A 26,985-nucleotide genomic window follows, 5' to 3' on the forward strand; every position below is an offset into this window, starting at 1 on the left:
GACCGCTACCTTGCGGCGTTCTGGATCCACCACCCACACCATCGCCACTCCCGCTTCCAGCCACTCGCTCACCTTGCGCAGAACCTCGGTATATCGATCGGACGGCGAGAGGATCTCCACGGCCAGGTCGGGGGCTCCCTCGAAGAAGCCGGTAGGGAGGCCTTCGGGGGGGAGGCGTTCGGCGCGGATGAAGGCCACATCCGCCGCCCGCACCGTGTCCGGATCCCGCCGCAACACAAACCCCACCTCGCCGGTCAGGATCCTCCCCAGCCGATGGGTCCTGACGAACGACCGCAGGACCGTGGTGAGCTCTGCAACCAGGTCGCCGTGAAGGGAACCAGTAGGGCTCATGGGGACCAGCCTCCCCTCGATGAGCTCGTAGCGCGCCTCTTCCCCCAGAGCGAGCAGCTCCTCAGCGGTCCACCGGCGTTCCGTTTCCCGTGGAATGGCCATCGCTGCCTCCCGGGATCAGGGTCAGTCTGGTCCCCCCGGTGGGATCCAGCGGGCCAGCCCGGAGCGGCGGGCGGAGCGGCGAGCGGGGAGCCGTTCCAGATGGGCAGCCAGCTGCTCCAGGCTGGCCAGGTTATGTACCGGCAGGAAATCATCAATGTAAGGTAGGGCGGCCTGCATCCCCCGGGTCAGGGGCTGATATCCGGGGATCCCGAGCAGCGGGTTCAGCCAGATCAAACGATAGCACGATTTCTGGAGCCTTTCCATTTCCCGCTGCAGGAGCTCCACATCCCCCCGATCCCACCCGTCGCTGATGATCATCACCACGGCCCCACGGCCCAGCACCCGCCGCGCCCAGTCCCGATTGAACACGTGCAGGCATTCCCCGATGCGGGTTCCCCCGGACCAGTCCATCACGGTTTTGCCGACTTCCCGCAGGGCCTCATCCAGATCCCGATGGCGCAAACAGCGGGTGATGCGGGTGAGGCGGGTACCGAAGACGAACGTCTCCACGTGGCGTCGGGTGTGGCTCAGGGCGTGGAGGAAATGGAGAAGCATCCGGGCGTAGCGCTCCATGGAGCCGCTGATATCGCACAGCACCACCAGCGGTCGGGGCTTGTGCTTGCGGGCGCGCCAGAGCAGTCGAACCCACTCCCCGTGGTGGCGCATGCTCCGCCGCACCGTCCGCCGGAGATCCAGCCGCTCCCCCTTCGGGCCCGGGCGCAGCCGCCGGGTCTCCCGCTCGGAGATCCGCCAGCGCAGGCGGGCCATCAGGCGGCGGGCCAGCTGGATTTCCTCTTCCGAGAAGCGCTCGAATTGTTTGCGACGCAGGAGCTCAACCGGGCTGTAGGTCATCGCCCGATCGGTCAGGATCACCGGCGGGGCCTCGGGGTTGCCAGCGGGAGGCTCTCCGGATGGGGGGTGGCCTACCTCCGCGGGGCGGGGCCGGTTCTCCCGCCGCCGGATCGGCCCGGGGGCCGTGGGGAGGAGGCCGGGCGGCAGCTGCCCCCCCATCAGGGGGTTGCGCCAGAACCATTCAAAGATCCGGTCGAAGATCTCCAGGTCCTCGCGGCGGCAGATCAGGGTGCAGCGGGCCGCGTGATAAAAGGCCTCCCGATCGCCCAGGGGGATCCATTCCAGCGCCCGCACCAGGGCCATGATCTGGCCAGGGGTGATGGGGACCCCGGCCGCTCGCAGTGTGCGCCCGAAGCGGACCAGATGATCCAGCAAATGGCCTGGCATCTCTATCCCTGTCGCAGGAAGATCCCTTTCAATGATCCCCCGAGGGCATTTCGGCTCGCAGGAGGGCCTTCGTCAGGAGGTCTTGAGCGATCTCCCCGCGCACCTTGAGCACATCGTCCTGGTATTTCAGCAGCACCCCCAGCGTCTCATCGATCACGGCCGCGTCCAGCTCCGTCTGATCCAGGGCCAGCAGGGCCGCCGTCCAGTCCAGGGTCTCCGCCACTCCGGGCAGCTTATAGAGGTCCAGGCGTCGGAGCTCCTGCACGAAGGCCACGATCTGCCGGGTCAGGCGCTCGGGGGCGTCCGGGATCCGGGCCCGCACGATCTGGATTTCCTTCTCGAAGGATGGATAATCGATCCAGAAATAGAGGCAGCGCCGTTTGAGGGCGTCGTGGATCTCCCGCGTCCGGTTGGAGGTGATCACCACCACAGGCGGCTGCTCCGCCCGCACCGTCCCGATCTCGGGGATGGTGATCTGCCAGTCGGAGAGGAGCTCCAGGAGGAAGGCCTCGAACTCCTCGTCAGCCCGATCCAGCTCATCGATGAGGAGCACCGGGGGGCGGCCGTTTTTGGCCTCCAGGGCCTGAAGGAGCGGGCGTTTGATCAGGAAGGCCGGGCTGAAGATCTGCTGGCGGATGCGGATCTCATCCCGCTCCCCGGAGGCCTCCAGCATCCGGATCTGGAGGATCTGGCGGGCGTAATCCCACTCGTAGACCGCGCTGTGGACATCCAGCCCTTCGTAGCACTGGAGGCGGATCAGATCGGTCTGCAGCAGATCCGCCAGGACCTTGGCGACTTCCGTTTTGCCGACGCCGGGCTCGCCCTCCAGGAAGAGGGGGCGGCCCAGGCGCAGGGCCAGGAAGATGGCCGTGGCCAGCCCGCGATCGGCGATATAACGATGCGCCTTCAAGGCCTCCATCACTTCATCGATGGAGCGGGGGAACACCGATGCCTCCACAGATGGCAGGGATCGCTTGCCTCTCCCTCAGCGCTCCCGGGATGGGATCCGGAGGGTCGGCTCCAGATGGTCTCTTTCAAAAGCAAAATAATTTTAACACGGATGAACGAGATCCCCTGGTGGCTTCCAGAGGATAAGTGGTCCATCCAGCCCCAAGAGCCCCGGGGGAACCTGGCGTGAGGCTTCCCGCTCAAAGAAAACAACCCGGGGGATGGGGGGCACCATCGGCGTCCCCATCCCCCGGGGAGAATCCATCCGCGATGATGGGTGGAGGACCGGGGGCTTTACGCTGCGCGCCCGGCGGCCCGGAGCAGGGCCCGCCGGGTGAGGACGGCGCACAGATGGGCCCGATAGGCGGCCGAGGCGAAGGGATCGCTCAGCAGGCCCTCCGGGCTCACCATGTTCTCGGTCGCCGCGCGCACTGTTGCCTCGTCCAGCCGCCGGCCGACCAGCGCCTGCTCTACGTTCGTGGCCCGGAAGGCTTTGGGGGCCGCGCCGGTGATCCCGATCCGGGCCTCCCGGCAGACGCCGTTTTCCACCCGGACCACCGCCGCGACCCCGACCACCGCGTATCGGGAGGCCGGGTGGGGGAACTTCTCATAAGCCCAACCGGTGCCTTTGCCCAGAACCGGCACGTGGACCTCGGTGAGGATCTCGCCGGGCTGGAGGGCCGTGGTCAGCATCCCCACGAAGAAATCATCGGCCGCGATCGTTCGCTCCCCGTTCGGGCCGACGGCCTTGATCGTCGCCCCCAGGGCCAGCATCGCCGCCGGGTAATCCGCCGCTGGGTCCGCATGGGCGAGGCTCCCGCCGATGGTGCCCATATTGCGCACGGCCGGATCCCCGATGTGGGCGGCCACCTCTGGAAGGAGCGGACACCACTGCTTCAGCTCCTCCGAGAATTCCACTTCCCGATGGGTAGTCAATGCCCCGATGACCACCGTGCCGTCGGTCCGCCGGATCCCTTTCAGCTCGGCCACGCGCCCGATGTCCACCAGCGCCGGCGGGCTCGCCAGACGCAGCTTCATCAAGGGGATCAGGGAGTGCCCCCCGGCCAGCACCTTCGCCTCCGGATGTTGTCGCAGGAGGTTCAGGGCCTCCTGCAGGGTGCTCGCCCGGTAGTATTCAAAGGACGCCGGATACATCGTCCCCTCCTCTCCGGTTCAGGTCAGCGGGTGGGGAGGGGCCTGAAAGCCCCTCCCCCGGTGTCGTTCAGGCGGCGCGGGCGGCCTGGATCGCCCGCCAGATCTTCTCCGGGGTGAGCGGCATGTCGATGTGGCGGATCCCGAAGGGCGCCAGGGCGTCCATCACCGCATTGACCGCGGCTGCGGTCGCTGCGATGGTGCCGGTCTCGCCGATGCCCTTCACCCCCAGCGGGTTGTGCGGGCACGGCGTCACGGTGTGGTCGATCTCAAAGGCGGGCAGGTCATCGGCCCGCGGGAGGGCGTAGTCCAGCAGGGACGCCGAAAGGAGCTGCGCGTTCTCATCGTAGATCGCCCCCTCCAGCAGCGCCTGGCCGATCCCCTGGGCGATGCCCCCGTGGACCTGCCCCTCGGCGATCAGCGGGTTGATGATCCGCCCGGCGTCGTCCACCGCCACGTAGCGCAGGATCTTCACCTTCCCGGTCTCCGGATCCACCTCCACCACGCAGATATGGGTGCCGAAGGGGAAGGTGAAGTTCTTGGGATCGTAGAAGGAAGAGGCCTCCAGCCCCGGCTCCAGGCCCGGCGGATAGTTGTGGGCGAGATAGGCCTGGAGGGCCACCTCCTGGAAGGTCTTGAAGCGGTCGGGCACGCCCTTCACGTAGAACTTCCCGTCCTCGAAGACCACGTCCTCCTCGGCGGCCTCCAGGAGGTGCGCGGCGATCTTGCGGGCCTTCTCCTTGATTTTCTGGAGGCTCAGGACGATGGCGCTGCCCCCCACCGGGGCGCTGCGGCTGCCGTAGGTGCCCATCCCGAAGGGAACGCTCCCCGTATCCCCGTGGACGATCTCCACGTCCTCGATGGGGATGCCCAGCTCGTCGGCCACGATCTGCGCGAAGGCGGTCTCGTGACCCTGGCCGTGGGCGTGGGAGCCGGTGTAAACGGTCACCTTCCCGGTGGGGTGCACCCGGACCAGGGCGCTCTCCCAGAGGCCGGCCTGGGCGCCCAGGGAACCCACGACCTGAGAGGGGGCGATGCCGCAGGCCTCGATGTAGCAGGAGAAGCCGATGCCGATATAGCGGCCCTGCTTGCGGAGCTCCTCCTGCTGCCGGCGCAGTTCCTTATAGTTGATGGCCTCCAGCGCCTTGTTCAGGGCGCCCTCGTAGTTGCCGCTGTCATACTGGAGGGCCACCGGGGTTTGATAAGGGAATTTGTCCGGCGGGATGAAATTCTTCCGCCGGAACTCCGCGGGGTCCTCCCCCAGCTCCCGGGCCATCAGATCCATCAGCCGCTCCACCACGTAGGTGGCCTCCGGCCGCCCGGCCCCTCGGTAGGCGTCCACCGGGGTGGTGTGGGTGAAGACCCCGGTCACCTCACAGTAAATGGTGGGGATCTCATACTGGCCGGAGAGCAGGGTGCCGTAGAGGTAAGTGGGGATCGCCGGGGCGAAGGTGGAAAGATAGGCGCCCAGGTTGGCGATGGTCTTCACCCGCATCCCCAGGATCTTCCCCCGCTCATCCACCGCCAGCTCCGCCTCGGTGATGTGGTCGCGGCCATGGGCGTCGCTCACGAAACTCTCCCGTCGCCGCGCCGTCCATTTCACCGGCCGGCCCACTTGTTTGGCCGCCCAGGTGACGATGGTCTCCTCCGGGTAGACGAAGATCTTGCTGCCGAAGCCGCCGCCCACATCGGGGGAGATCACCCGGAGTTTGTGTTCTGGAATGCCCAGGACGAAGGCGGCCATGAGCAGCCGGTGGACATGAGGGTTCTGGCTGGTGACCCAGAGGGTGTATTCATCGGTGGCCGGGTTATACTGGGCCATCGCCGCCCGGGGCTCGATGGCGTTGGGGATCAGGCGCTGGTTGACCAGCTCCACCTTCACTGTCCGATGGGCCCGACGGAAGGCCTCGTCGGTCTTCTCCCGATCGCCGATGGACCAGCGGAAGCAGACGTTATCGGGGGCCTCATCATGGACAGCGGGGGCGCCCGGTTGCAGGGCCTTGGCCCCGTCGGCCACCGCCGGGAGCACCTCATACTCCACCTCCACCAGCTCGGCTGCGTCCTCCGCCGTGTAGCGATCCTGGGCGATCACCACCGCCACGATCTCCCCCACGTGGCGGACCTTGTCCACGGCCATCGGGTAATGCGGGGGCAGCTTCATCCCGGGGAGCAGCCAGCCGCATGGGAGGGACTTCACCCCGCTGTCCACCATATCCTTCCCGGTGAACACGGCGATCACCCCCGGATGCCGGAGCGCTTTCTCTGTATGGATGGTTTTGATCCGGGCATGGGCATACGGGCTGCGCACCATCGCCGCGTAGACCAGGCCGGGAAGGGTAAGGTCATCCACATAGGTGCCGCGCCCCGTGATGAAGCGCGGATCCTCCCGCCGTTTCATCGCCACACCGAAATAGCGCGTCGCCATCGCCGCCTCCTTTCCGGCTTTCCGGCGTTTGAAGTCGAGGAACACCTTGTGGGGCTCAGGCCTGCACGCGGAGCTTCTCCGCTGCGTAGCGCACCGCCCGGACGATGTTGTGATAACCGGTGCAGCGACAGTAGTTGCCCTCCAGGGCGTGGCGGATCTCCTCATCCGTCGGGTTGGGGTTACGCTGCAGGAGGTCGTAAGCAGCGAGGATCATCCCGGGGGTGCAGAAACCGCACTGGAGGCCGTGCATCTCCCAGAAGCCTTCCTGGAGCGGATGGAGCTGGCCGTCCCGCGCCAGGCCCTCGATGGTGGTGATCTGGGCTCCGTCTGCCTGGACCGCGAACACCGTGCACGACTTCACAGCCTTCCCATCCATCAGGACCACGCAGGCGCCGCATTGACTGGTGTCACACCCCACGTGGGTCCCGGTCAGCCCCAGGACCTCCCGGAGGAAGTGGACCAGGAGCATCCGGGGCTCGACCTCCCGCTGGTAAACCTGGCCGTTCACCGTGACTGTCACCGGAACTTTCATGGGCCCCTCCTCATTGAAATGAAGGTTCCTGCCCGTGAGCCTCTCCCGATGGGCCAGCGCCTATCCGGGCGGGGGGATACATACAGGCTTTCACGAGGAGGTCAGTTGGGCTTCCAGGTTCTTCAATCCTTGATTCACCAGCATCTGGGCCGTCGGTTCCAGGAGCCGGGCGCCTATGCTCATGAGCAGCCCCGTCACCGCAGCCTCCCCTTCATAATGCAAAATCGTCTCCCCGTCGTCTGCCGTGAGATCGATCGTGCCACTGGCATCCACCGTGCCTTGAGGCCCTTGCGCCTGGATCCGGATGCGGTAATGGTTTGGGGGGTCGATCTCCGAGAGGGTGATGCGGGCTTTATAGCGGCCGCTGATGGGCCCGATGCCCAGACGCATTTCGGCCTCATAAATGTTATCCCCCACCGGCTCCAGACGCTCCACTCCCGGGAGCAGACGGGCGATCACCTGGGGATTCATCAAGGCCCCCCAAACGCGATCCACGGCCGCCTTAAACCGATAGGATCCCTTCAGCCGCATTGGGGCGCTCGCTCAGAGGATATTCACTGAAGGCACTTCGATTATACCCACCAGCCTGAATTCCTGTCAAGACTTCCCCTCCAAGCCGTGCTATGAGTATGAAGAAAACATCGTTTTCGCTCGATTTGGGAAACAAATAACAAGCTGGTGATATTTCGAACAATGGGGAATGCTTATGCCGATGGCTTCCGGCCGCGGGATCCTCTCGCGGGCGCTCGCTTCCACGGCGGAAGGGGGGATGCGTCCTTCGGGCTTCCGGTTTCCTGGATCCTGGGGAGGAGCAGGCGCCATGGCCTGGGTGGACGGGGAGGACCGGTTGTGCTATAACCCCAACGATAGGTTCCCAGAGACGCTCTCGGCGGGAGGTCTCTATGCAGATCGAAACCCGAACCGGTGCGATCCAGGAGGTCGAGGCGGATGCGGTGGTGGTGAACCTGCTGGAGGGGATCACCACCCCTGGCGGGGCCACCGCGGCGGTGGATCGAGCGCTGGAGGGACGGATCTCCCGGGTACTGGCCGCCGGGGATTTCCGGGGCCGCCTGGGCGAGACCCTGGTGCTCTATACGGATGGCCGGATCCCCGCCCCCCGGGTCATCCTGGTGGGGCTGGGACCGGAGGCATCTTTGAACGCGGAGAAGGTTCGCCATGCCGCGGCGGCCGCCGCTCAGCGGGCCCGCGAGCTGAAGGTGCGACGGCTCGCTACCGTCGTCCACGGGGCCGGCCGCGGCGGTCTCTCCCCCGAGGAAGCAGCCCAGGCCACCGTGGAGGGGACTTTGTTGGGCCTTTACACCTACCAGCGTAAAAAGGAAAGCGCTGATCGCCAAGGGCCGGAGGTCCTTCTCTTGGTGGAATTCGATGCGGCCAAGCAGGCAGCCATCGCCGCCGGAGCCCGCCGGGCGGAGATCCTCGCCCGCTTCGTGAACCGGGTTCGGGATTGGGTGAACGAGCCTGCCTCGGATATGACCCCCCGACGTCTGGCCGAGGAGGCGAGCGGCCTGGCCCACGAGGTCGGCGTCCGTGCCCAGATCCTGGACGAGCGGCAGATCGCGGCGCTGGGGATGGGCGCGCTGACCGCGGTTTCCCGGGGGAGTGAGGAGCCGCCTCGCTTCATCATCCTGGAATACGCCCCGGAGGGCCGCCTCGAACGGCCGGTCGTCCTGGTGGGGAAGGGGATCACCTTCGATAGCGGGGGGCTGAACCTGAAAAGCGAGGAAGGGATGCTGACCATGAAGGGGGATATGGCCGGCGCCGCGGCGGTGCTGGGCGCCACCCTGGCCGCCGCCGCCCTTCAGCTCCCCGTCCCGGTGGTGGCCCTGGCGCCCGCCTGCGAGAACATGCCCTCCGGGAAGGCGTATAAGCCCGGGGATATCCTGCGCGCCCTCAACGGCAAGACGATCGAGATCGTGAACACCGATGCGGAGGGCCGTCTGATCCTGGCGGATGCCCTGGCGTATGCGGCGCGCTACAACCCCCGCGCGGTCATCGATGTGGCGACCCTGACGGGGGCCGCCATCATCGCCCTGGGGCAGGATGTGGCGGCCGCCCTCTTCTCGGATCACGATGAGCTGGCGGCGGCGTTGCTGCGGGCCGCGGAGGCAACCGGCGAGCGCCTGTGGCGCATGCCCCTATGGGAAGATTACCTGGAGCGGATCCGGAGCGATGTGGCCGATGTGAAAAACAGCGGCGGCCGCTATGGCGGGCTGGGAACCTCCGCCATGTTCCTCAAGCAGTTCGTTCCGGAGGGTGCCCCCTGGGCCCATCTGGACATCGCGCCGATGGATATGGCGGAGAAGGCGCGGGGCTACGTGCCGAAAGGGGGGACCGGATACGGCGTGCGCCTGCTGGTGCGCTACCTGGAGGATCCCCGACCGTAAAGGGGATGGGGAACGAAGGGGCTGGCCTTGCCCCCTCCGGGGGCGCGCCGCTATTCCGTTGGGAGCTCCCTTCGGAGGACGCTTTCGTGGGCGGGATCGCTCCTGTAGCGAGCGAGCCCGCCACGCTCCGCCCCCTCAGGGAGTGAGGCGGCGCTTGCGCTCCGATGGCCGGAAAGACCCTCCCCCGGGTTCATCCTCCCCGTGCCCGGGATCCCGCAGCGTTGGGTGGGATTGACAGACTTCCTGTTTCGCTTTACGCTATTTAAGTAAAGCGCTTTATCAAACTCGTTGAGGGGATTCCAATGGGGAAGATCTATCTATCGCTGGCCTTCCACAACCACCAGCCGGTGGGGAACTTCGACTGGGTTTTCGAAGAGGCGTATCGCCGGGCTTACGAGCCGATGATCGCCGCGCTGGAGCGCCATCCTGGGGTTCGGGTAGCGCTTCATTACACTGGGCCGTTGCGGGACTGGCTGCGGGAACATCGCCCGGAGTTCTTCCCCCGGATCCGTCGCCTGGTGGAGCGGGGCCAGGTGGAGATCATGGCCGGGGCCTATTACGAGCCGATCCTGGCGGTGATCCCGGATGAGGATAAAGAGGGTCAGATCCGCAAGCACATCGAGGCGGTGCGGGAGGACTTCGGGGTATCGCCGGTGGGCTTCTGGCTCGCCGAGCGGGTGTGGGAGCCGCACCTGCCCCTTCCCCTGGCGCGCGCGGGCCTTCAGTATACGATTGTGGATGATACCCACTTCAAGTGGATCGGGTTAACGGATGCGGATCTCTTCGGCTATTACGTGACCGAGGAGCTGGGATATCCCCTGAAGATCTTTGGCACCTCCAAGCATTTGCGCTACACGATCCCCTGGGCCTCCGTCCCGGAGGTGATCGGCTGGCTGCGGGAGCAAGCGGAGCGGCCGCTGCCTCCTGGTGCCCCGCCCCGGGTGGCCGTGATGGGGGACGATGGGGAGAAGTTCGGCCTGTGGCCCGGGACGGATGTCCATTGCTGGGATCGAGGGTGGATGGAGGAATTTTTCGCGGCCATCGAGGAAAACGCGGACTGGCTGATCTCGATCCCACCGGGCGAATATGCGGCGCGCTTCCCCCCGCTCGGCCGGTTGTATCTTCCAACCGCCTCCTACGATGAGATGACCGAGTGGGCGCTGCCCCCGGAAGTCTCGGCGGAGCTGACGGACCTCAAGCATCGGCTGCAGACGGAAGGCCGGTGGGATATCCTCCGGTTCATCCGGGGAGGGTTCTGGCGGGTCTTCCTGGCGAAATACCCGGAGGTCAACCAGATGCACAAAAAGATGCTCTGGGTCAGCCGGAAGGTCCACGCCCTCCCGGATCCGATCCGGCGGGCGGAAGCCCTTGAGCATGTGTGGGCGGGCCAGTGCAATTGTCCCTACTGGCATGGGGTGTTCGGAGGTATCTATCTCTTCCATATCCGTGAGGCGAATTACCAGCACCTGATCACGGCCGAGGCCATCGCCGATGAAACGCGCTATGGGGAAAGGCCGTGGGCGTATGTGGAACGACTGGATTTCGATGGGGATGCCCGGGAGGAGATCGTGATCGGGACGCCGGATCAATGGCTTCTGATCAGCCCGGCCCTGGGAGGGCAGATCCTGGAGTGGGATCGTCGGGACGCCGCGCTGAACCTGCTGAACGGGATGACCCGGCATCGGGAAGGTTACCATCGGGTCCTCCAGGAGGCTGCGGCCCGAGGGGAGATCGTGCTGGCCGGCCAGGAGGGCCGCCTGGAGAGCATTCACACCCATCGGGTGCGGGTGAAGGAGATGGGCCTGGAACACCGGCTGATCGTGGATTGGTATCGGCGGACGGGACTGATCGATCATCTGATGGCTCCGGACACCGCGCTGGAGGCCTTCTACCGGGCCCAGTATGCCGAATGGGGTGATTTCATCCACCAGCCCTATGCCCTGATCGCCTTAGAGACCGAGCCCCATCCATGCCTGGTCCTCCGCCGCGATGGCCATCTATGGGATCCCGAAGGCCCGAAGCCCGTGCGCCTGGAAAAGACCATCGAGGTGCTCTCGGATCAACCGATCCTCCGGGTCGTCTATCGGGTGACCCCCATGGGGCTCTCCCCCCTCCACGCCCGGTTCGGCGTCGAGGTGAACTGGGGCATGTCCGGAGGCGACAGCGAGAAAGCCTATACGGTGTGGCCCGACGGTGAGCTTCGCCCCTTTGCCACCCTGGAGGAGCTCCCCGAATCCGATCAGCTGGCCATTGTCCACGAATGGTGGGGACGGGTGGTGATCCGTCTCAGCCGGCCGGCCGCCTGGTGGCAATTTCCAGTGGAGGCGATCGCGAACTCGGAGGCGGGATTCGAGCGGGTCTACGAAGGAACCAGCCTGACGGCTCACTGGCTCCTCCGCCTGGATCCGGGGGAGACCTGGGAGGTGAAGATGGAATGGGAGCTGGCGTGATCGGGCTTCCTTCTTCTCGCTGGCTTCCGGAATCAGCGACCCCAAGGAGTTGACCTCCGAGCTTTGCCGGTCTCTCCGGGAAACTCCCACCGGGATTTCCCTCCCCCATTCGATAAGGGCGGTCGGTCGTTGCGCCCCCGCCGGGACATCCCTGGAGAGCATCCCGCGGTTAAACCCGGTTACTTAATTTAGAAACTCTCTTGAAAATTTCTCGATTAACTCTTTTCTATTGACAGCGAGCCGGCCGATCGCTACAGTGATCGATGTGACATCTTAGCGCGGGAGGAATCCGATGCATCTTTCCCTTTATCGGTTACTGGCGATCGGGGCGTTGCTGGGGCTCAGCGCCGCGTGTGCGCCGCAGCGGGCGCCCTCCACGCGGCTGGTGGTCGCGGTGCAGCCCACTCTGACGGCGGCCGAGGTTCAGGAGAAAGCCCGGCCGCTGGAGCGGTATCTGGAGCAGCGCCTGGGGCCGGGGGTGGATGTGGAGATTTATGTCCCCCTCAGCCAGGCCGGGGTGGTGGAGGCGCTCCGCTTTGGCCAAGCCCACGTGGCGTTCATGGGGCCCTTCGCGGGGCTTCTGGCCGTGGAACGGGCGAACGCCCAGCTCGTCTTGGCCGAAGTCCGGGAGGTGCTCCATGACGCCCAGAAGACAGAGGCCACGTATTATTACTCCTATTGGGTGGTTCCGAAGGATAGCCCGTATACGGCCCTGGCGGATTTGAAAGGCAAGCGGGCCTGCTTCCCCAGCCCGATCTCCACCTCCGGCTATATCGGGCCGATGGCCCGGCTGATCGAGCTGGGGTTGCTGCCGGAGCCTCCGGAAGGGCAGGAAGTGGATCCCAAGGCCTTCTTCGGACAGGTGCTTTTCGCGGGCGGCTACGGCCCGTGCTGGGAGGCCCTGAAGGCCGGCCAGGTGGATGTTACGGTGATCGCCGGCGATGTGCCGGAAACCCTCTATCGGGAGGTTCTGGCGAACACCCGCGTGCTCGAGCGACAGGGGCCACTGCCTTCTCATGTGGTGGTGGTGAGCCCGGCCCTTCAGGAGCCGCTGCGTTCGAAGGTGATCGAGGCCCTCATGGGCCTGGGCGCGCCGGAATACCGGAGCCTGATGCGCCAGTTCATCTCCGGGATCTTCGTGGGCTTCCAGAAGACGGACGCTCAGACCCATCTGGGCGCGCTGCAGGCATATCTGCGGCGCACTCACATCGCCTTCTCAGAGCGCGTCGAGATCGGTAAGGGTGGGGGCGGCGAAGAGGAGGAAGAGGAGCGGACGCCTCGACCGTGAGGATGGCATACGATGGAGAATCGAAACGAGGGGACGCCGATGACCCAAGCTGTTCCATCCCTGCGCCGGGCTGTGCGCTTGGCCCGGGAGGAGATCGCGGTCGCTGTGGAGGATCTCTGGTTTGCTTACCGGGAGGGGAAGTGGATCCTCCAGGGGGTGCATCTCCAGGTCCCCGCCGGAGGGTTCTGGACAATCATGGGGCCCTCCGGCGCGGGCAAGACCACCCTCATGCGGATCATGGCCGGGCTCCTTCCGTTCCCAAAGGGCCGGGTTTTCCTCCTGGGGCATCCGTTGCAGGGGGAGCTGGAGCCCGCGCTGCGTCGGCTCATCGGTTATATCCCGCAGCAGCTGGGGCTGGTGCGGGGCCTGACGGCGCTGGAGAATGTGCTTCTCGGATCCCTGGCCCGTCATCCGGGGTGGCGGACGGCCCTGGGCTTTTTCCCTCGCGCCGAGATCGAGCGGGCGATGGCGTTGCTCGAGATGCTGGATCTGGCGGATAAAGCGGAAGAGAAAGTGTTCCGCCTCAGCGGAGGGGAGCGCCAGCGGGTCGCCATCGCCCGCGCCCTGATGCAGGATCCCCAGCTGATCCTGGCGGATGAGTTCGTCTCCGACCTGGACCTTCCCCGGGCGGCTCAGGTGCTGGCCTTTGTGCACCGCCTGGCCCGGGAAAGGGGCTTGACGGTGATCCTGAACCTCCATGAAATCCAGCTGGTTCAGGAGTTCGCAGATCACGTGGTGATCCTGAAAGAGGGGCAGGTGGTTTTCGAAAGCCCGGCTCTGGATCTGAGCTGGGGGTTGTTCCGGGAGATCATGGAAGGGAAGGAGTGAAATGAGCCTGAAGCATGGGGCCGTTCATGGAACGTGGTCAGGTTTGGAATGGCGTCGGTGGCGGGAGCTGGGGTTCAGCCTGGGGCTGGTGGCGCTGCTGGCCTGGCTGCTGAATGGGATGGGGTTTTTCGAGGCGGAGCGTTGGATGCGGGGAGGGGTCAATCTGGTCCGCTTCGCTCAGGAGATGTTCCCCCCCGATGTCCGGGTCCTGCCCACCATTGCCGGCGCCCTCCTGGAGACCCTTCAGATGGCGTTCGCGGGGACTCTGCTGGGGTTTCTCCTTTCGTTCCCCCTGGGCGTGCTGGGATCCCGGACCCTGTTCCCGGCGGGTGTGGTGGCCGTGGTTCGCCTCGTGGTCGCCGCCCTTCGAACAGTGCCTTCGCTGCTGTGGGCCGTGTTGATGGTCATCCTGGTGGGGCTGGGGCCTCTGGCCGGAACCCTGGCTCTGGCCTTTTACACCGTGGGCTATCTGGCCAAGCTCTACGCGGAGCTTTTCGAAGCGATCGATCCGGAGATCCTCGAGGCCATGCGGGGGGTGGGGGCGAAGCGCCGCCATCTGATCCGCTTCGTCCTCTGGCCGGAGAGCGCCAACGCCATCCTCAGCCAGCTGCTGTTCATGCTGGAATACAACGTGCGGGCCTCCACCCTCCTGGGCCTGGTGGGCGCTGGGGGCATTGGGTTTTACATGCAGGCGTATCTGGGCACCATGGCGTATGCCCGCCTGACCACCGTGCTCCTCGCGGTGCTCCTCCTGGTGATCGGCATGGATGCGCTGAGCGCCTGGATTCGACGGCGTTATCTGCTCCGCCCGTGAGCGGGAAGGTGCCCCTGATCGCCTGTCGCGTTTCTGGAGGGTGGGGCGGTGGCGATCCGGCTCGCCCTGTTCCCGCAGCGCCCCACCCTCTTCCCTTCCTCCCCCGCAACGCCTCCCCCATTCACCGCTCCTGCCCTTGATCCGCGCTCGCAGACCGGCCCCGGGCCGTTTGAGGTGGCCAGCCCATCGCTTCGACCATGTCTACACCCCAAAGGCCGGGCCTCCGCCCGCCATGGGGATCGCCCCAAAGGGCAGCAGGTGTCCGAACACGCGGCGCGCCGATCGGAGAGCTCCATGGCGGAAGCGGAATAAGAACAGCCGCTGCGGATCGCTCGAGCGCCAGATTGATTCCCTTAAAACATAATACCCAGCCATCTTAGGGGTTTGTTTTCGACGATGCGTGTACAGACAGGGTCTTAAGGTTCCCCTTCTCGCTCCTTCTCATCGATAAGCCGGTATCTATTCCGTCCGAACGGGCGATGAAGTCAACCGGGCGAGGAAGGCGCAAACGTTGATGAGCGAATAAGGTTTGGGATCTTGGGAAGCGACGGTTCCCTCCTTTCTTCCACCGGTTTTATCCATTCGTTTCGTCCGATGATCTTCCAATGAGCTGTCCGATCGGCTAAAGCCAGGGTGAGCAAAGGGAAGAGATCCACCGTCGGTTCGGAGATCGTGATATGCTCACAATGGGATTTGACTTCCTTTGAATTTTGCGATACAGTTTATCTACGCGGCTTTGAACAAAATAGAACGGTGCTTTGCTCCCTTTCCGGTGACGATCATCGTAGCGATCGTCGGACGATGGGGGGTCTTGTAGGGGCCGGGAGGGCCGAAGGATCCCTGCGCATAGGGATGCGGATGGGCGCGCTCTCGGGGGTGCCCGCTGGTATACCATCTGCCTCCCTTCTCTTCGCGGGATGCAAGGGATACGGGGAGGGGAAAATCCGTTGGGGGCTGGATCGGGCCTCTGAGGCGCTAAAAATTCCAGTGATCATCTCATTTGCAATAGGAGGTCTCCCATGAAAGAGATTTTAGAGGGCCGAATCAGCCTGCTGCGTTCTCAGCTGGCCGATGTAGAGCAGCGGCGAGAGTATATCCAGGCCCAGTTGCGGTTGCTGGAGGACATCGCGGAGCTCATCGAGAAGTATCCAGCGCTGGGCGAGGGGCTGATCGGTTTGTTCCGACAGACCGCGATGCCTCGGCGTCGCCGCACCCGGGAGCTGGTGAATACCATTGTGGAGGTGCTGAAAGCGGCGCCCCAGGGCATGGAGCTCGAGGAGATCCGCCGGGCGCTGTTGGATCGGGGGCTTCAGGTTCCGGGAAGGGATCCCCAGATGCAGCGGGCCCGCTTGACCCTGATCTTCCGCAAGAACCAGGATCTGTTCCAGCGGGTCCGACGGGGGGTTTACCGGTTGAAGGTGTAAGGTCTCCCTTTGTGGGACGCTGCCCCGGCTTTCCATCGTTTGGGGGGTCCCTGGAAGGGGGGATGGGTTTTCGTGGGGTGTGGGCCGCTGAAGGCGGCCTGCGCCCCACGAGTGCTTCCTTCGAAGCGATTTCACGATCGGGTGGAGGAATCGCCTCGGCGGTTGAAAGTCTGGATTTCCTCTCGCAATGCCCCCCGCAGCAGTTGCCGCTCGATCCCCTCCAGCGGGAGCTCCGACAGATCCGATGCTTGAAGCAGACGCTCGCCCGTGGTGAGAAGGAAAGTGAACCGATGCCAGCGGCGGCTGGCCACCGGCTGGGGGAGCGGCTGCATGGGGCCCAGTTGCAGGAGATAATACAGCGCCTCCGCGCGGGGGTGATCCGGCTCCTCCGGGAACAGATCGCGGCGTCGGACCAGCTCGTAGCCTCTTAAGGGCGCATAGTGACGGATGGACCAGCGCTCGGGCCCGAAGGCGGCCGTGTAGTAGAAGGCAACGAAATCCACGAAAGGGGCCAGCGGCGGGGCGTGACGAAGCGGGATGCGATACGCCCGGGTCTCCTGGATCCATTGCCAGTCTCGCGGATGGCGCACCACCGCAATGAGCACGATGGCTTCCGGGAAAAGCTCCATGAATCGGCCTGTGGGGGCGGATGCCAACTCTGCGGTCTCCGTCCATAAGGATGATAGACAGTTTCCCAGTGGGCCGGGCGCCGGAGGCGCCGCTCAGCAAGCCCATTGAGAGGAGCCTCGCCTCTATTCTTCCTCGAAGACGGTCCCCAGCGCGGCGGGTGGGGAAACCTGGAGGCTGCGGAGAACCCGGAGGGCAAGGCGGCGGCTGGATTCCGGCAGGCGGGAGAGCGCGGTCTGGACCCACTCCGTGTTGCCCAGGTTGGTCAGCAACAGGGCAAAGATCATCAGAGGGAAGGGTGCCACATTGAGGACCTGGGAGGGGATTCCGGGGAGGCGGGGTTGAAGAACCAGGCTGAGCCACTGGAGCAGGGCAAAGATCAGCGCTCCAAAGGCTCCGCGCACCGGGTGCCATCCTCCGAAGATCGTAATGGCCAGCACGATCCATCCGATCCCATCGATGCCGGAGATCGGCCCCTGCCATCCACCCTTAAGATCCAGGGTGTAAGCGGCCCCGGCGAACCCCACCAGCGCTCCGCCCAGGACGGCGTATCCATAGCGCACCCGGGTCACCGGGACCCCCCGTACGAACGCGGCGGGAGGGCGTTCGCCCACGCAGCGGAGCACCAGCCCGGGTCGGGTCCGGAAAATCCACACCCAGGCCAGCGCCACAGTGGCCAGGCTGATGTAAACCACCGGGCTTTGCTGGAACAGCAGAGGCCCGAGAACCGGGAGATCCTTCAAAACGGGGATCGGGAGCGCGCCCACGCGGGGACCGGGCATGCCCATGAAGGGGTTCCCCAGGAAATACGCCAGATCCCGACCCAGCAGGGCCAGCACCAGCCCGACCGCCACCTGGGATTGACGAAGGGTCAGGCTGGCAAAGGCGACCACCAGGGCCATCAAGGCCCCGATGACGGTGCCGGCCAGGAATCCCAGCTCCAGGCTCCCGGTTCGCACGGCAACTGCGAAGCCGGCCATGGCGGCCAGCAGCATTGCCCCGTTGACCGAGAGATTCACCACCCCGGCCCGTTCCGAGAACGTCTCACCGATCACCGCGATCAGGAGGGGCGCGGCGGCGGCCAGAACCCCCGCCAGACCGAAGATCCACTCAAGCGTCATCTCCTTGCTCCGCTGCAAGTTTGGATCGCCAGCGAGCTCGTGCCCCCTGCATCAGCAGCACGAAAAGCACCAGCGCGCCCTGCATCACCCCGGAAAGGGTGGAATCCAGCTTCAGGGTGATCGGGAGCTGGATGCTGCCGATGTTCAGGGCGGCGAAAAAGAAGGCGACCGGGATGGACCAGGAAACGCGGTAATTGGCCAGCATGGCCACCAGCAGCCCCAGGTAGCCGTAGCCGCTGGAGATCGGGGGGATCAGCCGATGATAAACAGCGGTGACCTGGATGGCGCCGGCCAGCCCGGCCATCGCGCCGCATCCCAGCAGGGCCAAGAACAGATAGCGGGCGGTCGGCACCCCCAGCAGATGTGCCGCCCGGATGTTCTTTCCGATCGCTTTCAACCGGAGCCCGAAGTAGGTGTTGCGCAGCAGCACATAAACCAGCGCGATGCTCAGGAGGGCCAGCAGCAACGCCCATGGGCTTAACCGGAGGCCGGGAAGCACTGGCAGCCACAGGCGTTCCGGGAAAGGCTCCGTGCCGCTCATGGAGCCGATCCCGGGCCGCTTCCAGGGGCCGAAGATCAGCCACAGGATCATCGTGGTGGCCACAAAGTTCAATCCCAATCCGCCGAAGATCTCATGGACGCCCCCATAGATCTTCAGCAGACCTGCGAGGCTGGCCCAGGCAGCGCCTCCGGCCATCCCGGCGGCCAGGGCGAGGATCAGGATCAGCGGGGGCGGGAGGCTGGTCTCCTGCAGGGCGCGCATCAGCCCGGTGGCGGCGATCGCCCCCAGCACGATCTGTCCCTCCACGCCGATGTTCCACAGCCCGGCCGTGAAAGTGAGCAGCAGGCCGGAGGTCACCAGCATCAGCGGCACCCAGGCCACCAGGATATCGGCGGCGCGCTTCAGCGAGCCGAAGGCGCCCTCCAGCACCTGCCGATAGGCTTCAATCGGAGGGGCGCCTGCTATCACCAGCACCAACGTGGTGAACAGCAAGGCCATCAGGATGGAGAGGCCTTGGAAGCCAAACTCCACCCATCGAGAAGGACGAGCACGGGGGAGAAGGACTTCTTTCATCGCGTTCGCTTACCCCATCGGTTGATGGATTTGTTATGCGTCACCATCCGCGCCCGGCGATCATATGGCCAAGCCGATCCAGCGTCAGCTCTTCGGTGGCGATCGGTTCTGAGATCCGGCCGCTGAAGAAAACGATGATCCGATCGCAATACTGTAGAAGTTCTTGAAGATCGGAGGAGATCACCATCAGGGCCGCGCCTTCCTGGGCCCGCTCCTTCAACCGTCGCCAGACCCACATGCTGGATTCCACATCCAGCCCGCGGGTGGGATGTTCCAGCAGCAGCAGATGGGCAGGCGTTCGGATCAGCGCCAGAAGTGTCCGCTGCTGGTTCCCTCCGGATAGGGCTTCCACCACCGTCTCAGGCTTCCCCCGGATGTTGAAGTCCCGAATCCGTCGCTGGGCCTCCACGCGCGCCTGCTCCCAATCGATCAGATAACGGCCGTTTGGATATACCAGCTGGAAGTGCTCGGTCAACGTAAGGCCGGGGATCAGGCCTTCCTCCAGACGGTTGGCGGGCACGAAGAGCACCCCGGCTTCGAGGAAGGCGTGGTAAGGCTTTCCGGTGAGATCCTTCCCCCGCACCCGGATGGAGCCCTCCCATGGGCGGACGAGGCCGGCGCAGGCGCGCATGAACAATTGCTGGCCGCTTCCTTCCATGCCGGCCAGCCCGATAACTTCCCCGGACCGCACGGTGAGGCTCACCCGGCTTAGCCGGAGCCGGTGATCGCCCACCACCAGGTTTCGGATCTCCAGAACCGGTTCGCCGGGAGGGACGGGCTGTCGTTCCGGCATCGGAAGGGGGCGGCCGAACATCATCTCAATCAGACGCTGGGGGGAATAAGGCGGCGTGGCTTCCCCAGCCAGGCGACCCTGGCGCAACACGGTGACTCGATGGCAGAGCTCCTCCACCTCCTCCAGCTTATGGGTCACAAAAATAACGGTCTTCCCCTCTCCCGCCAGACGGCGGAGGGTGTCAAAAAGCCGGACTTTCTGCGGGGCGCTGATCCCTGTGGTCGGCTCATCCAGGATCAGGACCCGGACCCCTCGCCAGAGGAGGCGGAGCAACTCCAGCTGCTGTCGTTCACCCACCGTCAGGCGATCCACCCGGGCATCCGGATCCAGATCGAAACCGAACTGGCTGGCTAGTTCCTGCAACGCCCGACGGGCCCCCCGGCGATCCAGCCAGAATCCGCCTTCATGGCCCATCATGAAGTTGTCCAGAACGGACATGGCTGGGAAGTCCATAGGATCCTGGTGGAGCATCCCGATCCCATGCCGAAGGCCTTCCGCCGGGGAGGCGAAACGAACGGGCTTTCCATCCAGGAAAATCTCCCCGCGATCGGGCCGAAGGTAACCGGAGAGGATCTTCATCAAGGTCGTCTTGCCCGCTCCGTTCTCCCCGAGGAGACCGTGGATGGTGCCCGCCTCCACCGTGAGGCTGACATCCTGAAGGGCCCGCACCGGGCCGAAGGATTTATAGATATGACGCATCTCGACTTTCATGGCCACCGGATCCAGGGATGTCGCAATACAGGCGAATCGAATAATTTCATCTCCTGCCACCCTCCCATTCGAGGGAGAGGGGAACAGCAGGGCGTTACCCATTCGCGAAGCGGTGGCGAGGATGAGAAAAAGGGGGCGGTCCCCCGCCGCCCCCTTCCAGCCTGAATTAGAGTATAGCCCCCTCTACTTGGTCGGCACGCTCTGGCCTTCCATCCCCTCCAGCAGTTGCGGGAGATACCAGATCTGCTGCGGAGTGGCGACCTTTCCTTCCTCCACATAAAGCGTGCCATCCTGGAGCCGGATCGGCCCCTTCCAGAGCTGGATGGAGCCATCCCCCAGGCCCTTGATGAACTCATCCAGCTTGGCGGATGCCTCCGGGCTTAATGCCTTCTCCTTCACGAAGCCGACGTGGCTCGTATCCGGGTTGTTGATGTCCTTCCAGTCTGGCCCTACCCAGTCCCAGGACGGTTTCCAATTGCCTTCCAGGACGGCCTTGATGTGGGCCAGATAGGACGGACCCCAGTTGAAGTAAGGCACTCCCAGGCAGACATCGGGGGCTTCCTCGCAAGCGCCGATGTAATCATAGGGGATCGCCCACACCTTCTTGCCTGCCTGCGTGGCCTTGGCGGCTTCCCGCAGGGCCTCCGTGGTGTCGATGCCGGAGATGATCACATCGTAGCCGGAGTTGATGAAATCCTGGGCCACCTGGGTGGGATCAGCGGTCACGCCGGGGATATGGAACCAGAAGCCGATCCAGGTCACCTTGAATTTCAGATCGGCCGCCCGCTTGCCCCAATACTTCTCCCAGCAATATTTCGCCCCCAGGTAGGCGGAGGCGGCCAGACGTCGGGTCTCATCGTTGATCAGCGGCCCCAGATAGCCGATCTTGCCCGTCTGGGTTGTGAGAGCCGCCGCGCAACCGGCGATCATCTTTCCATACTCCATCTGGCCCATCACGTTGGCCAGGTTGGGGATGCCCTTGTAGTTCTTCCCTTCCTTCCAGGCGTCGTCCCCCGAGGCATGGATCACCACGATATCCGGATGCGCCTTAGCAAACTTGATGGCCTCGTCCTTGTGGTCATCGGAGTTGAAGATGATCACCTTCGCGCCTTTCGCCACCAGCTCCTCCGCCAGCTGAGAGGCGGTGGTCCCCGGACGGTCGGCGGGATTCACCTTATCGATATAAAGCATTTTCGCGCCGGGAAGCTTTTTCTCCACATACTTGCCCGCTTCAAAGTGGGCCTGGCTCCAGCCCCGATCGTTATACGGGCCCACCAGCAGCATTCCGAAGATGATCTCCTTCGGCGCAGCGGTGGGGGTGGGCCGGGCTGGAGCGGGCGTAGGGGTGGGTTGTGGAGCGGCAGGGGCGGTCGCGGTCGCAGGGGCAGGCGTTGGAGCAGGCGTGGCCGGCTGGGCGCACGCCGCCAGGGTCAGGGCGATGCTCAGGAAGAGGCTTGCGACGACCCAGCGATACCGATGAGGAACCATCTTCTCCTCCCGCAGTGGGGATCTTGCCTTTTATTTTATGCAGCGGAACCCAGAAGCGCAACCCGGTTCTACTCTTTTGGGTTTTCCGGCATCTCATTTGCAGCAGCTCGCCCCAGAGCCGGCCCGAACGTCCTCAGGAGGAAGTTGGCTTTCCTCCCCAAGCCCGGCGAAACCCTTTCTAACGAACCCGGGGGATCGTGATGCCTTGCTGGTTCTGATACCGGCCGCCTTTATCTTTATACGATCGCTCGCATATCTCATCGGCTTCGAAGAAAAGAACCTGGGCGATCCCTTCGTAAGCGTAGATCTTTGCAGGCAGCGGTGTGGTGTTGCTGATCTCCAGGGTGAGATACCCCTCCCATTCCGGCTCCAGGGGGGTGACGTTCACGATGATCCCGCACCGGGCGTAGGTGGACTTCCCCACGCAGACAACCAGGACGTTTCGAGGGATCCGGAAGTATTCCACACTGCGGGCCAGGGCGAAGGAATTCGGCGGGATCACACAGACCTCTCCCCGCACATCCACAAAAGAGCGAGGATCGAAATTCTTCGGATCCACGATGGTGCTGTAAACATCCGTGAAAACCTTGAACTCATCCGCGACCCGGATGTCGTAGCCATAGGAGGAAAGGCCGTAGGAGATCACGCCGGGCCGCACCTGGGATTCTTCGAAAGGCTCGATCATCCGATGGTTGAGGGCCATCTCGCGGATCCAGCGGTCGGATTTCAGACCCATTTTCTTCTTCACCTCCAGGTGGGATGCGGGGACTGAAACATGGGGTGGGATGACGCCGATCCCCGGATCGCGTTATCGCGGGATTTGAAGCAGGGCACCGAAGAGGAGGATCTGAACCAGGAGCCCTACCAGCCACAGGCCGTAGGCCGCTGGCCGCTCCCGCTCGTGGAGCATGCTTCCCAGAGCCGCGTTCACGATCCAGGTCAGCGCGCCCAGCAGCGGCAAGCGGGTCAGATGAGCGGCTGGGCTGAACAGCGTTTCCGCGGATTCCGTGATTTGCACCCATGGGGGCAGGCGGGGGAATTGCCCGCAGAACCAGAGCCACATTCCCCACATGGCAATGCCTCCTATGAGCATCAACGACCATGCCCATCGGTCTTCCCAAAGCGCCCGCTGACGCCATCCCGGGAAGAGGGTCGTCTGGGGGAGACGCTGGGTAGGTCCCATCGCCGCTCGCTCGGCGAAAGCCTCCAGAAAGCGCTGGGGATGGAGGGGGGAGATCGCGTAGATGGCGGCTTCCGTGATCACCCAGAGCTGTCGGGGGAGATCCTCGGTGGCGAAGAAGAGGACGGGCCGGTTCTCCTCTACAGCCCACGCATGGCCCGCATACAGGCCCGGCCAGCGCATGCCCCGCCACCTCTGGATCGCCTTCCGGCTGGCCGGGCCCGGGCGCAGCTCGCGGATGGCGTGGATCGGGATTACATGGACAGCCGGCCACCACGTGATCGTCAGCCCGTTGCGATCCAGGTAATACTGGGCGGATCGCAGCCCCCGCAGGGCGTAGCCGACGACGAGAGCACCCATCAGCGCCAGGGCGGCCACGGTGGAGGCCAGCGCAATCCATGGCGAGGGCGGACGGGTTGCGGTGATCAGGCCTCCGGCGATCGCGATCAAGCCAAACACGCCAAGCAACGTGTAGCCGATCCACAACCCCCGCCGTCGGTCCGGCTGCTCCCTCATCCTTCCTCCTCCGGCGAGGTCAGCATATAGCCGAAGCCGCGCACGGAAACCAGAACCTCTCCCCGCTCTGGATCCAGCCCCAGGCGCTTGCGGATCTGCCGGATATGAACCTTTAACAGCTCGCGGGCTTCCGGATCGTCGGCTTCGATCCCCCAGACCTCCCGCACCAGGTCCGTGTGCGAGACCACCTGGCCCGCCCGTCGGGCCAGGACGGTCAGGATTTTGAACTGAAGTGGGGGAAGCTGCACAGGCTGGCCACGCCAGATCACCTGTTTGCGGCCATGATCAATGATCAAAGATCCCACCCGGATGACCTCCCCACCGGTCCATGTCTGGAATGCCTGCACGGCTCGGGCCAGCCGATCCCAGATCGGATCCCGATCTATGCTTTCCACCGGGCAGATTAGGGGGAGGGGGGAGCAGCCTCGAAGGGCGCTGAACAATCCGCGGCCGTTACGTTCCAGCCACTCCCGATCCGCCACAATGATATCGGGGATGGCCCGAGCGATCAGCGCCAGAACCCCGCGCAGATCGTGAGCATAGTGAGCGGCGTGCCCGGCCTGCACGGCGCTCCGGACCAGTCGCTCTCCGGTCTCCAGATCGGGATGGATGATCAGCATTCGCAGGCGATCGGTTCCGTTTCCGAGACGGATCATCGTGGGTATCTCTACCTCCGGTCTGGGCCACTGAAAGCCATCCGCATCAGGATACAATCCCTGGATGCTCGGGCGAGGGCGCAGAGGTTGGCGAACCGGCGGATGGCATCCACTTCCGCACTCGCAAGCGAAGGCCTTCCACCCCCACAACCTGAACGGGGGTGCCAGCCGCTATCATACCGGCTTCGCTCTCCGCTGTCCACAATTCACCGGCTACATGCACCATCCCCGTGGGATTGAGGTCCGTCCGGGCCTCTCCCAGACGACCGATCAGGGCCTCCACGCCCATCACGCTGGGCCGCCGTTGTGCCTGAAGCGCCTTCGCCACGATGAATCCGAAGAAGCCGGCCATCGCCAGCCCGGTGCCGCCTGCGACCCACGGAGAAAGGGGTGGGAAAGGCGAACGGGCGACCGGGGCGAACAACACCAGCGCGCCAGCGATGAAGGTGGCAGTCCCCACGGCCGTTAAGGCCCCATGGGTTGGGGCTTTGACATCCAGTATAAACAGGACGATCGCGACCGCGATCAGAAGCAACCCCAGCCAGTTGACGGGCAGCACACCGATCCCATACGCTGCCAGCAGCAGACACACCACGCCGATGAACCCGGCCACCCAGCCGCCCGGGTTGGAGAGCTCGATCAGAATAGCCTGGACGCCGATGGCCAGGAGGATCAACGCGATGTTCGGGTTCACCAGACGATGGAGGATTTCCTCCACGATGTTCATCGGAAGCGGAACGATGACGGCGCCCAGGGTGCGGAGCGTGCGCGGCTGGCCCTGGACCGGGACCGTCCGACCATCCAGCTGGCGGAGCAGGTCCTCCGGGTTCTCCGCGATTCCATCGACCAGGCCCGCCTTCACCGCTTCCCGGGCGCTTACTGCCTTTGCGGATTCCACCGCCGCTTCGGCCAGCTGTACGGCCTCGGGCCCCCGTCGTTCGGCCAGACTGCGGACCTGGGCCTTGAGGATCTCTTTGACTTTCTGGCTGAGGGTCTCCGGAAGATCCTCTCCCTGACCTCCTACCGGAGAGGCGGCCCCGATGGCCGTCTCCGGCGCCATCCAGGCCAGATGCCCGGCCAGTGTCACCAGCGTTCCGGCGGATCCCGCGATCGCCCCGCGCGGGGCTACGTAGACGATCACGGGGACCGGGCTTTCGCGGATCATCGAGACCAGCCGCAGAGTGAGATTGACCTCCCCACCCGGCGTGTTCAGTTGCAGGATGAGGGCCTCGGCCTCCTGATCCTGAGCGGTCTGGATCCCCCGTCGCAGGTAATCGGCCACGACCGGAGTCAGGGCCCCTTCGACTCGCAACCACAGCACCCGTCGGGCTGATGGCTCCTGAGCCCCACCTCCCCATGCCGCCAACCATATAATCCAGCCCAACACCAGAAGCCGACGCATGGGCGTTCCTTTCCCTCTCCTCGCGGAAAGCCCTGGAAAGCAGATCGCGCGATGATAGAGGCCGAACCGTCCGCCTATAGCTCATTCTATCGCTTTTTCATCAATGGGGGGGATTTTGGAGATGGGCCAACCGCTGAAGGCAGCCGAATAGAAGGACCACCCGGTCTATTGAGGAGAAGCCTCAACGCAGCGCTCGTTCTTCACGAGAATCCGAAAGCCATGCCGTCCTGGGCGAGGCCCTTGCTCAGGTCAGCGAAATCCATTACGATAGGAACCCAAACGGCCCCCTATTAGGGGGATTTCCCTTCCCTGGAGCGCTCAGAATGGGCACCCGGCATCGTGAGCGAGTGGAAGGAGTGCGCCGGCGAATGGTCGAAGAGAACCTCGAGGCTGTCTTCATCACCTACCTTCCGAATGTTCGTTACCTTTCCGGTTTCACGGGCTCCGCTGCCGTTCTCTGCATCACACCGCGCCAGGCCTGGATCCTGACGGATTTCCGCTACTGGGAACAGGCCGCTCGCCAGTCGCCGGATTTCACCCTTTATCGCCTTCCCAGCCGCCGTTTCGTGGAGGTTCTTCCAGAATTCTTGAAGGAGATCGGCTCGCCCCGCCGGGTGGGCTTCGAGAGCGCTCATCTCACCGTAGACCAGTGGATGTCCTGGAAGGAAGCTACCCCGGATGTGGAATGGGTTCCCATCAAGGACTGGATCGAGGCGATGCGGGCCGTTAAGGACGAAGAGGAACTGGCCCGCATGCGGGAGGCCGCGCGCGTCGCCGATGCCACCATGGCGTATCTCCGGCGCCGGCTGCGGCCGGGGATGACGGAACGGGAGGCTGCATGGCTGGCCGAGCAGTATCTGCGCACCCATGGCGGGGACGATGTGGCCTTCGATGTGATCGTTGCCTCCGGCCCGAACGCGGCCATGGCCCACCATCATCCGGGCGATCGCCGGTTGAAGATCGGGGAGCCGATCATCGTGGACCTGGGGGCGCGGGTGGATAGCTATCATTCCGATATCACCCGCACTTTCGTCCTGGGCCGCATGCCCCGGCGTTTCCGGGAGCTCTACACGATCGTCCTGCGCGCCCAGGAGACGGCGATCCGGAATATGCGGGCCGGGATGCCCGGCAAGGAGATCGATGCGCTGGCCCGCGCGGTGATTGAGGAGGCGGGCTACAAGGACGCCTTCGGTCATGGCCTGGGCCATGGGGTTGGCCTGGAGATCCACGAGAAGCCTTCCGCCGGCCCCATCGCCGAGGATCCCGTCCCGGCCGGCGCGGTCCTGACGGTGGAGCCCGGGATCTACATCAGTGGATGGGGGGGTATTCGCATCGAGGATATGGTGGTGATCGATACCGATGGTGTGCGCGAAGTCCTGACCCACGCTTCGCGGGATCCGCTGATCCCGGTGCGATGAACCCGGTCTGTCGTGGTCTGGATGGGCGCAACCAGGTTCC

General features: G+C 64.6%; 24 protein-coding genes. 8 read left to right on the forward strand and 16 right to left on the reverse strand.

Going from position 1 to position 26,985, the window contains the following annotated elements; translation table 11 throughout:
• The 7 genes from VAE54_RS10825 to VAE54_RS10855 all read right to left on the reverse strand — a co-directional run.
• Positions 1-453, reverse strand: a 453-nt coding sequence (locus VAE54_RS10825; protein WP_322801976.1) for a Uma2 family endonuclease, incomplete at its 3' end; no start/stop codon positions are given.
• 21 nt (positions 454-474) lie between these two features.
• Positions 475-1,692 carry a VWA domain-containing protein gene (locus tag VAE54_RS10830; protein ID WP_322801977.1) on the reverse strand — a complete coding sequence of 406 codons (1,218 nt, stop codon included), beginning with the start codon at positions 1,690-1,692 and terminating at the stop codon, positions 475-477.
• Positions 1,693-1,720: 28 nt separating this feature from the next.
• Positions 1,721-2,611, reverse strand: a complete 891-nt coding sequence (locus tag VAE54_RS10835) for an AAA family ATPase (RefSeq protein ID WP_416223798.1) — start codon at positions 2,609-2,611, stop codon at positions 1,721-1,723.
• 323 nt (positions 2,612-2,934) lie between these two features.
• Positions 2,935-3,795 carry a xanthine dehydrogenase family protein subunit M gene (locus VAE54_RS10840; RefSeq protein WP_322801979.1) on the reverse strand — a complete coding sequence of 287 codons (861 nt, stop codon included), beginning with the start codon at positions 3,793-3,795 and terminating at the stop codon, positions 2,935-2,937.
• Between the two features lie 67 nt (positions 3,796-3,862).
• A complete protein-coding gene (locus VAE54_RS10845; protein WP_322801980.1) occupies positions 3,863-6,217 on the reverse strand; it encodes a xanthine dehydrogenase family protein molybdopterin-binding subunit in 2,355 nt (784 codons plus the stop codon).
• A 55-nt stretch (positions 6,218-6,272) separates the two neighbouring features.
• The gene (locus tag VAE54_RS10850; protein ID WP_322801981.1) at positions 6,273-6,749 is read right to left on the reverse strand and encodes a (2Fe-2S)-binding protein; all 477 of its coding nucleotides are present in this window, start codon (positions 6,747-6,749) and stop codon (positions 6,273-6,275) included.
• A gap of 90 nt (positions 6,750-6,839) precedes the next feature.
• A complete protein-coding gene (locus VAE54_RS10855) occupies positions 6,840-7,280 on the reverse strand; it encodes a carbon monoxide dehydrogenase subunit G (RefSeq protein ID WP_322801982.1) in 441 nt (146 codons plus the stop codon).
• Between the two features lie 371 nt (positions 7,281-7,651).
• On the opposite strand from VAE54_RS10855, the gene VAE54_RS10860 reads away from it, so the two are divergent.
• The 7 genes from VAE54_RS10860 (at position 7,652) to VAE54_RS10890 (ending at position 15,958) form a co-directional block, all read left to right on the forward strand.
• A complete protein-coding gene (locus VAE54_RS10860; RefSeq protein WP_322801983.1) occupies positions 7,652-9,154 on the forward strand; it encodes a leucyl aminopeptidase in 1,503 nt (500 codons plus the stop codon).
• Between the two features lie 302 nt (positions 9,155-9,456).
• Positions 9,457-11,604 carry an alpha-amylase/4-alpha-glucanotransferase domain-containing protein gene (locus tag VAE54_RS10865; protein WP_322801984.1) on the forward strand — a complete coding sequence of 716 codons (2,148 nt, stop codon included), beginning with the start codon at positions 9,457-9,459 and terminating at the stop codon, positions 11,602-11,604.
• A gap of 292 nt (positions 11,605-11,896) precedes the next feature.
• Complete coding sequence (locus VAE54_RS10870; protein WP_322801985.1) at positions 11,897-12,892, forward strand: phosphate/phosphite/phosphonate ABC transporter substrate-binding protein; 996 nt, start codon at positions 11,897-11,899, stop codon at positions 12,890-12,892.
• A 12-nt stretch (positions 12,893-12,904) separates the two neighbouring features.
• On the forward strand, positions 12,905-13,720 hold the full coding sequence (locus tag VAE54_RS10875; RefSeq protein WP_322801986.1) for a phosphonate ABC transporter ATP-binding protein: 816 nt from the start codon (positions 12,905-12,907) through the stop codon (positions 13,718-13,720).
• Position 13,721: 1 nt separating this feature from the next.
• Entirely contained in the window at positions 13,722-14,534 is an 813-nt protein-coding gene (gene phnE / locus VAE54_RS10880; protein ID WP_322801987.1) for a phosphonate ABC transporter, permease protein PhnE, read from the forward strand.
• 48 nt (positions 14,535-14,582) lie between these two features.
• On the forward strand, positions 14,583-14,846 hold the full coding sequence (locus VAE54_RS10885) for a hypothetical protein (protein ID WP_322801988.1): 264 nt from the start codon (positions 14,583-14,585) through the stop codon (positions 14,844-14,846).
• 707 nt (positions 14,847-15,553) lie between these two features.
• Positions 15,554-15,958 carry a hypothetical protein gene (locus VAE54_RS10890; protein WP_322801989.1) on the forward strand — a complete coding sequence of 135 codons (405 nt, stop codon included), beginning with the start codon at positions 15,554-15,556 and terminating at the stop codon, positions 15,956-15,958.
• Positions 15,959-16,089: 131 nt separating this feature from the next.
• Here VAE54_RS10890 and VAE54_RS10895 read toward each other — a convergent pair whose 3' ends face one another.
• The 9 genes from VAE54_RS10895 to VAE54_RS10935 form a co-directional block, all read right to left on the reverse strand.
• Positions 16,090-16,587, reverse strand: a complete 498-nt coding sequence (locus VAE54_RS10895; RefSeq protein ID WP_322801990.1) for a hypothetical protein — start codon at positions 16,585-16,587, stop codon at positions 16,090-16,092.
• Between the two features lie 123 nt (positions 16,588-16,710).
• On the reverse strand, positions 16,711-17,706 hold the full coding sequence (locus VAE54_RS10900) for an ABC transporter permease (RefSeq protein WP_322801991.1): 996 nt from the start codon (positions 17,704-17,706) through the stop codon (positions 16,711-16,713).
• Positions 17,696-18,781: an ABC transporter permease gene (locus tag VAE54_RS10905; RefSeq protein WP_322801992.1), complete on the reverse strand. Its 1,086-nt coding sequence runs from the start codon at positions 18,779-18,781 to the stop codon at positions 17,696-17,698. The genes VAE54_RS10900 and VAE54_RS10905 overlap by 11 nt, the downstream gene beginning before the upstream one ends.
• A 40-nt stretch (positions 18,782-18,821) precedes the next feature.
• On the reverse strand, positions 18,822-20,285 hold the full coding sequence (locus tag VAE54_RS10910) for an ABC transporter ATP-binding protein (protein ID WP_322801993.1): 1,464 nt from the start codon (positions 20,283-20,285) through the stop codon (positions 18,822-18,824).
• Between the two features lie 183 nt (positions 20,286-20,468).
• Positions 20,469-21,773 (reverse strand): BMP family lipoprotein, encoded by a 1,305-nt coding sequence (locus VAE54_RS10915; protein ID WP_322801994.1) that lies wholly within the window; start codon positions 21,771-21,773, stop codon positions 20,469-20,471.
• A 178-nt stretch (positions 21,774-21,951) separates the two neighbouring features.
• Positions 21,952-22,509, reverse strand: coding sequence for a dCTP deaminase (gene dcd / locus VAE54_RS10920; protein ID WP_322801995.1), 558 nt, complete (start codon positions 22,507-22,509; stop codon positions 21,952-21,954).
• Between the two features lie 72 nt (positions 22,510-22,581).
• The gene (locus VAE54_RS10925) at positions 22,582-23,469 is read right to left on the reverse strand and encodes a PH domain-containing protein (protein WP_322801996.1); all 888 of its coding nucleotides are present in this window, start codon (positions 23,467-23,469) and stop codon (positions 22,582-22,584) included.
• The gene (locus VAE54_RS10930) at positions 23,466-24,125 is read right to left on the reverse strand and encodes a response regulator transcription factor (protein WP_322801997.1); all 660 of its coding nucleotides are present in this window, start codon (positions 24,123-24,125) and stop codon (positions 23,466-23,468) included. The genes VAE54_RS10925 and VAE54_RS10930 overlap by 4 nt, the downstream gene beginning before the upstream one ends.
• Positions 24,126-24,171: 46 nt before the next feature.
• Complete coding sequence (locus VAE54_RS10935) at positions 24,172-25,527, reverse strand: nodulation protein NfeD (protein ID WP_322801998.1); 1,356 nt, start codon at positions 25,525-25,527, stop codon at positions 24,172-24,174.
• 323 nt (positions 25,528-25,850) lie between these two features.
• Between VAE54_RS10935 and VAE54_RS10940 the strand changes: the two genes are divergently transcribed.
• Positions 25,851-26,945, forward strand: a complete 1,095-nt coding sequence (locus VAE54_RS10940; protein ID WP_322801999.1) for a Xaa-Pro peptidase family protein — start codon at positions 25,851-25,853, stop codon at positions 26,943-26,945.
• Positions 26,946-26,985: the final 40 nt, after the last annotated feature.

Source organism: Thermoflexus sp. (assembly GCF_034432235.1).
GTDB lineage: Bacteria > Chloroflexota > Anaerolineae > Thermoflexales > Thermoflexaceae > Thermoflexus.

What these genes read in the sequence shown, in the direction of transcription:
- phnE (WP_322801987.1), top strand. Translation starts at nt 13,722, where the DNA reads ATGAGCCTGAAGCATGGGGCCGTTCATGGAACGTGGTCAGGTTTGGAA.
- VAE54_RS10845 (WP_322801980.1), bottom strand. Translation starts at nt 6,217, where the DNA reads ATGGCGACGCGCTATTTCGGTGTGGCGATGAAACGGCGGGAGGATCCG.
- VAE54_RS10930 (WP_322801997.1), bottom strand. Translation starts at nt 24,125, where the DNA reads ATGATCCGTCTCGGAAACGGAACCGATCGCCTGCGAATGCTGATCATC.
- VAE54_RS10890 (WP_322801989.1), top strand. Translation starts at nt 15,554, where the DNA reads ATGAAAGAGATTTTAGAGGGCCGAATCAGCCTGCTGCGTTCTCAGCTG.
- VAE54_RS10925 (WP_322801996.1), bottom strand. Translation starts at nt 23,469, where the DNA reads ATGAGGGAGCAGCCGGACCGACGGCGGGGGTTGTGGATCGGCTACACG.
- VAE54_RS10900 (WP_322801991.1), bottom strand. Translation starts at nt 17,706, where the DNA reads ATGACGCTTGAGTGGATCTTCGGTCTGGCGGGGGTTCTGGCCGCCGCC.
- VAE54_RS10850 (WP_322801981.1), bottom strand. Translation starts at nt 6,749, where the DNA reads ATGAAAGTTCCGGTGACAGTCACGGTGAACGGCCAGGTTTACCAGCGG.
- VAE54_RS10895 (WP_322801990.1), bottom strand. Translation starts at nt 16,587, where the DNA reads ATGGAGCTTTTCCCGGAAGCCATCGTGCTCATTGCGGTGGTGCGCCAT.
- VAE54_RS10870 (WP_322801985.1), top strand. Translation starts at nt 11,897, where the DNA reads ATGCATCTTTCCCTTTATCGGTTACTGGCGATCGGGGCGTTGCTGGGG.
- dcd (WP_322801995.1), bottom strand. Translation starts at nt 22,509, where the DNA reads ATGGGTCTGAAATCCGACCGCTGGATCCGCGAGATGGCCCTCAACCAT.
- VAE54_RS10855 (WP_322801982.1), bottom strand. Translation starts at nt 7,280, where the DNA reads ATGCGGCTGAAGGGATCCTATCGGTTTAAGGCGGCCGTGGATCGCGTT.
- VAE54_RS10940 (WP_322801999.1), top strand. Translation starts at nt 25,851, where the DNA reads ATGGGCACCCGGCATCGTGAGCGAGTGGAAGGAGTGCGCCGGCGAATG.
- VAE54_RS10905 (WP_322801992.1), bottom strand. Translation starts at nt 18,781, where the DNA reads ATGAAAGAAGTCCTTCTCCCCCGTGCTCGTCCTTCTCGATGGGTGGAG.
- VAE54_RS10865 (WP_322801984.1), top strand. Translation starts at nt 9,457, where the DNA reads ATGGGGAAGATCTATCTATCGCTGGCCTTCCACAACCACCAGCCGGTG.
- VAE54_RS10860 (WP_322801983.1), top strand. Translation starts at nt 7,652, where the DNA reads ATGCAGATCGAAACCCGAACCGGTGCGATCCAGGAGGTCGAGGCGGAT.
- VAE54_RS10830 (WP_322801977.1), bottom strand. Translation starts at nt 1,692, where the DNA reads ATGCCAGGCCATTTGCTGGATCATCTGGTCCGCTTCGGGCGCACACTG.
- VAE54_RS10910 (WP_322801993.1), bottom strand. Translation starts at nt 20,285, where the DNA reads ATGAAAGTCGAGATGCGTCATATCTATAAATCCTTCGGCCCGGTGCGG.
- VAE54_RS10835 (WP_416223798.1), bottom strand. Translation starts at nt 2,611, where the DNA reads ATGGAGGCCTTGAAGGCGCATCGTTATATCGCCGATCGCGGGCTGGCC.
- VAE54_RS10935 (WP_322801998.1), bottom strand. Translation starts at nt 25,527, where the DNA reads ATGCGTCGGCTTCTGGTGTTGGGCTGGATTATATGGTTGGCGGCATGG.
- VAE54_RS10875 (WP_322801986.1), top strand. Translation starts at nt 12,905, where the DNA reads ATGGAGAATCGAAACGAGGGGACGCCGATGACCCAAGCTGTTCCATCC.
- VAE54_RS10915 (WP_322801994.1), bottom strand. Translation starts at nt 21,773, where the DNA reads ATGGTTCCTCATCGGTATCGCTGGGTCGTCGCAAGCCTCTTCCTGAGC.
- VAE54_RS10840 (WP_322801979.1), bottom strand. Translation starts at nt 3,795, where the DNA reads ATGTATCCGGCGTCCTTTGAATACTACCGGGCGAGCACCCTGCAGGAG.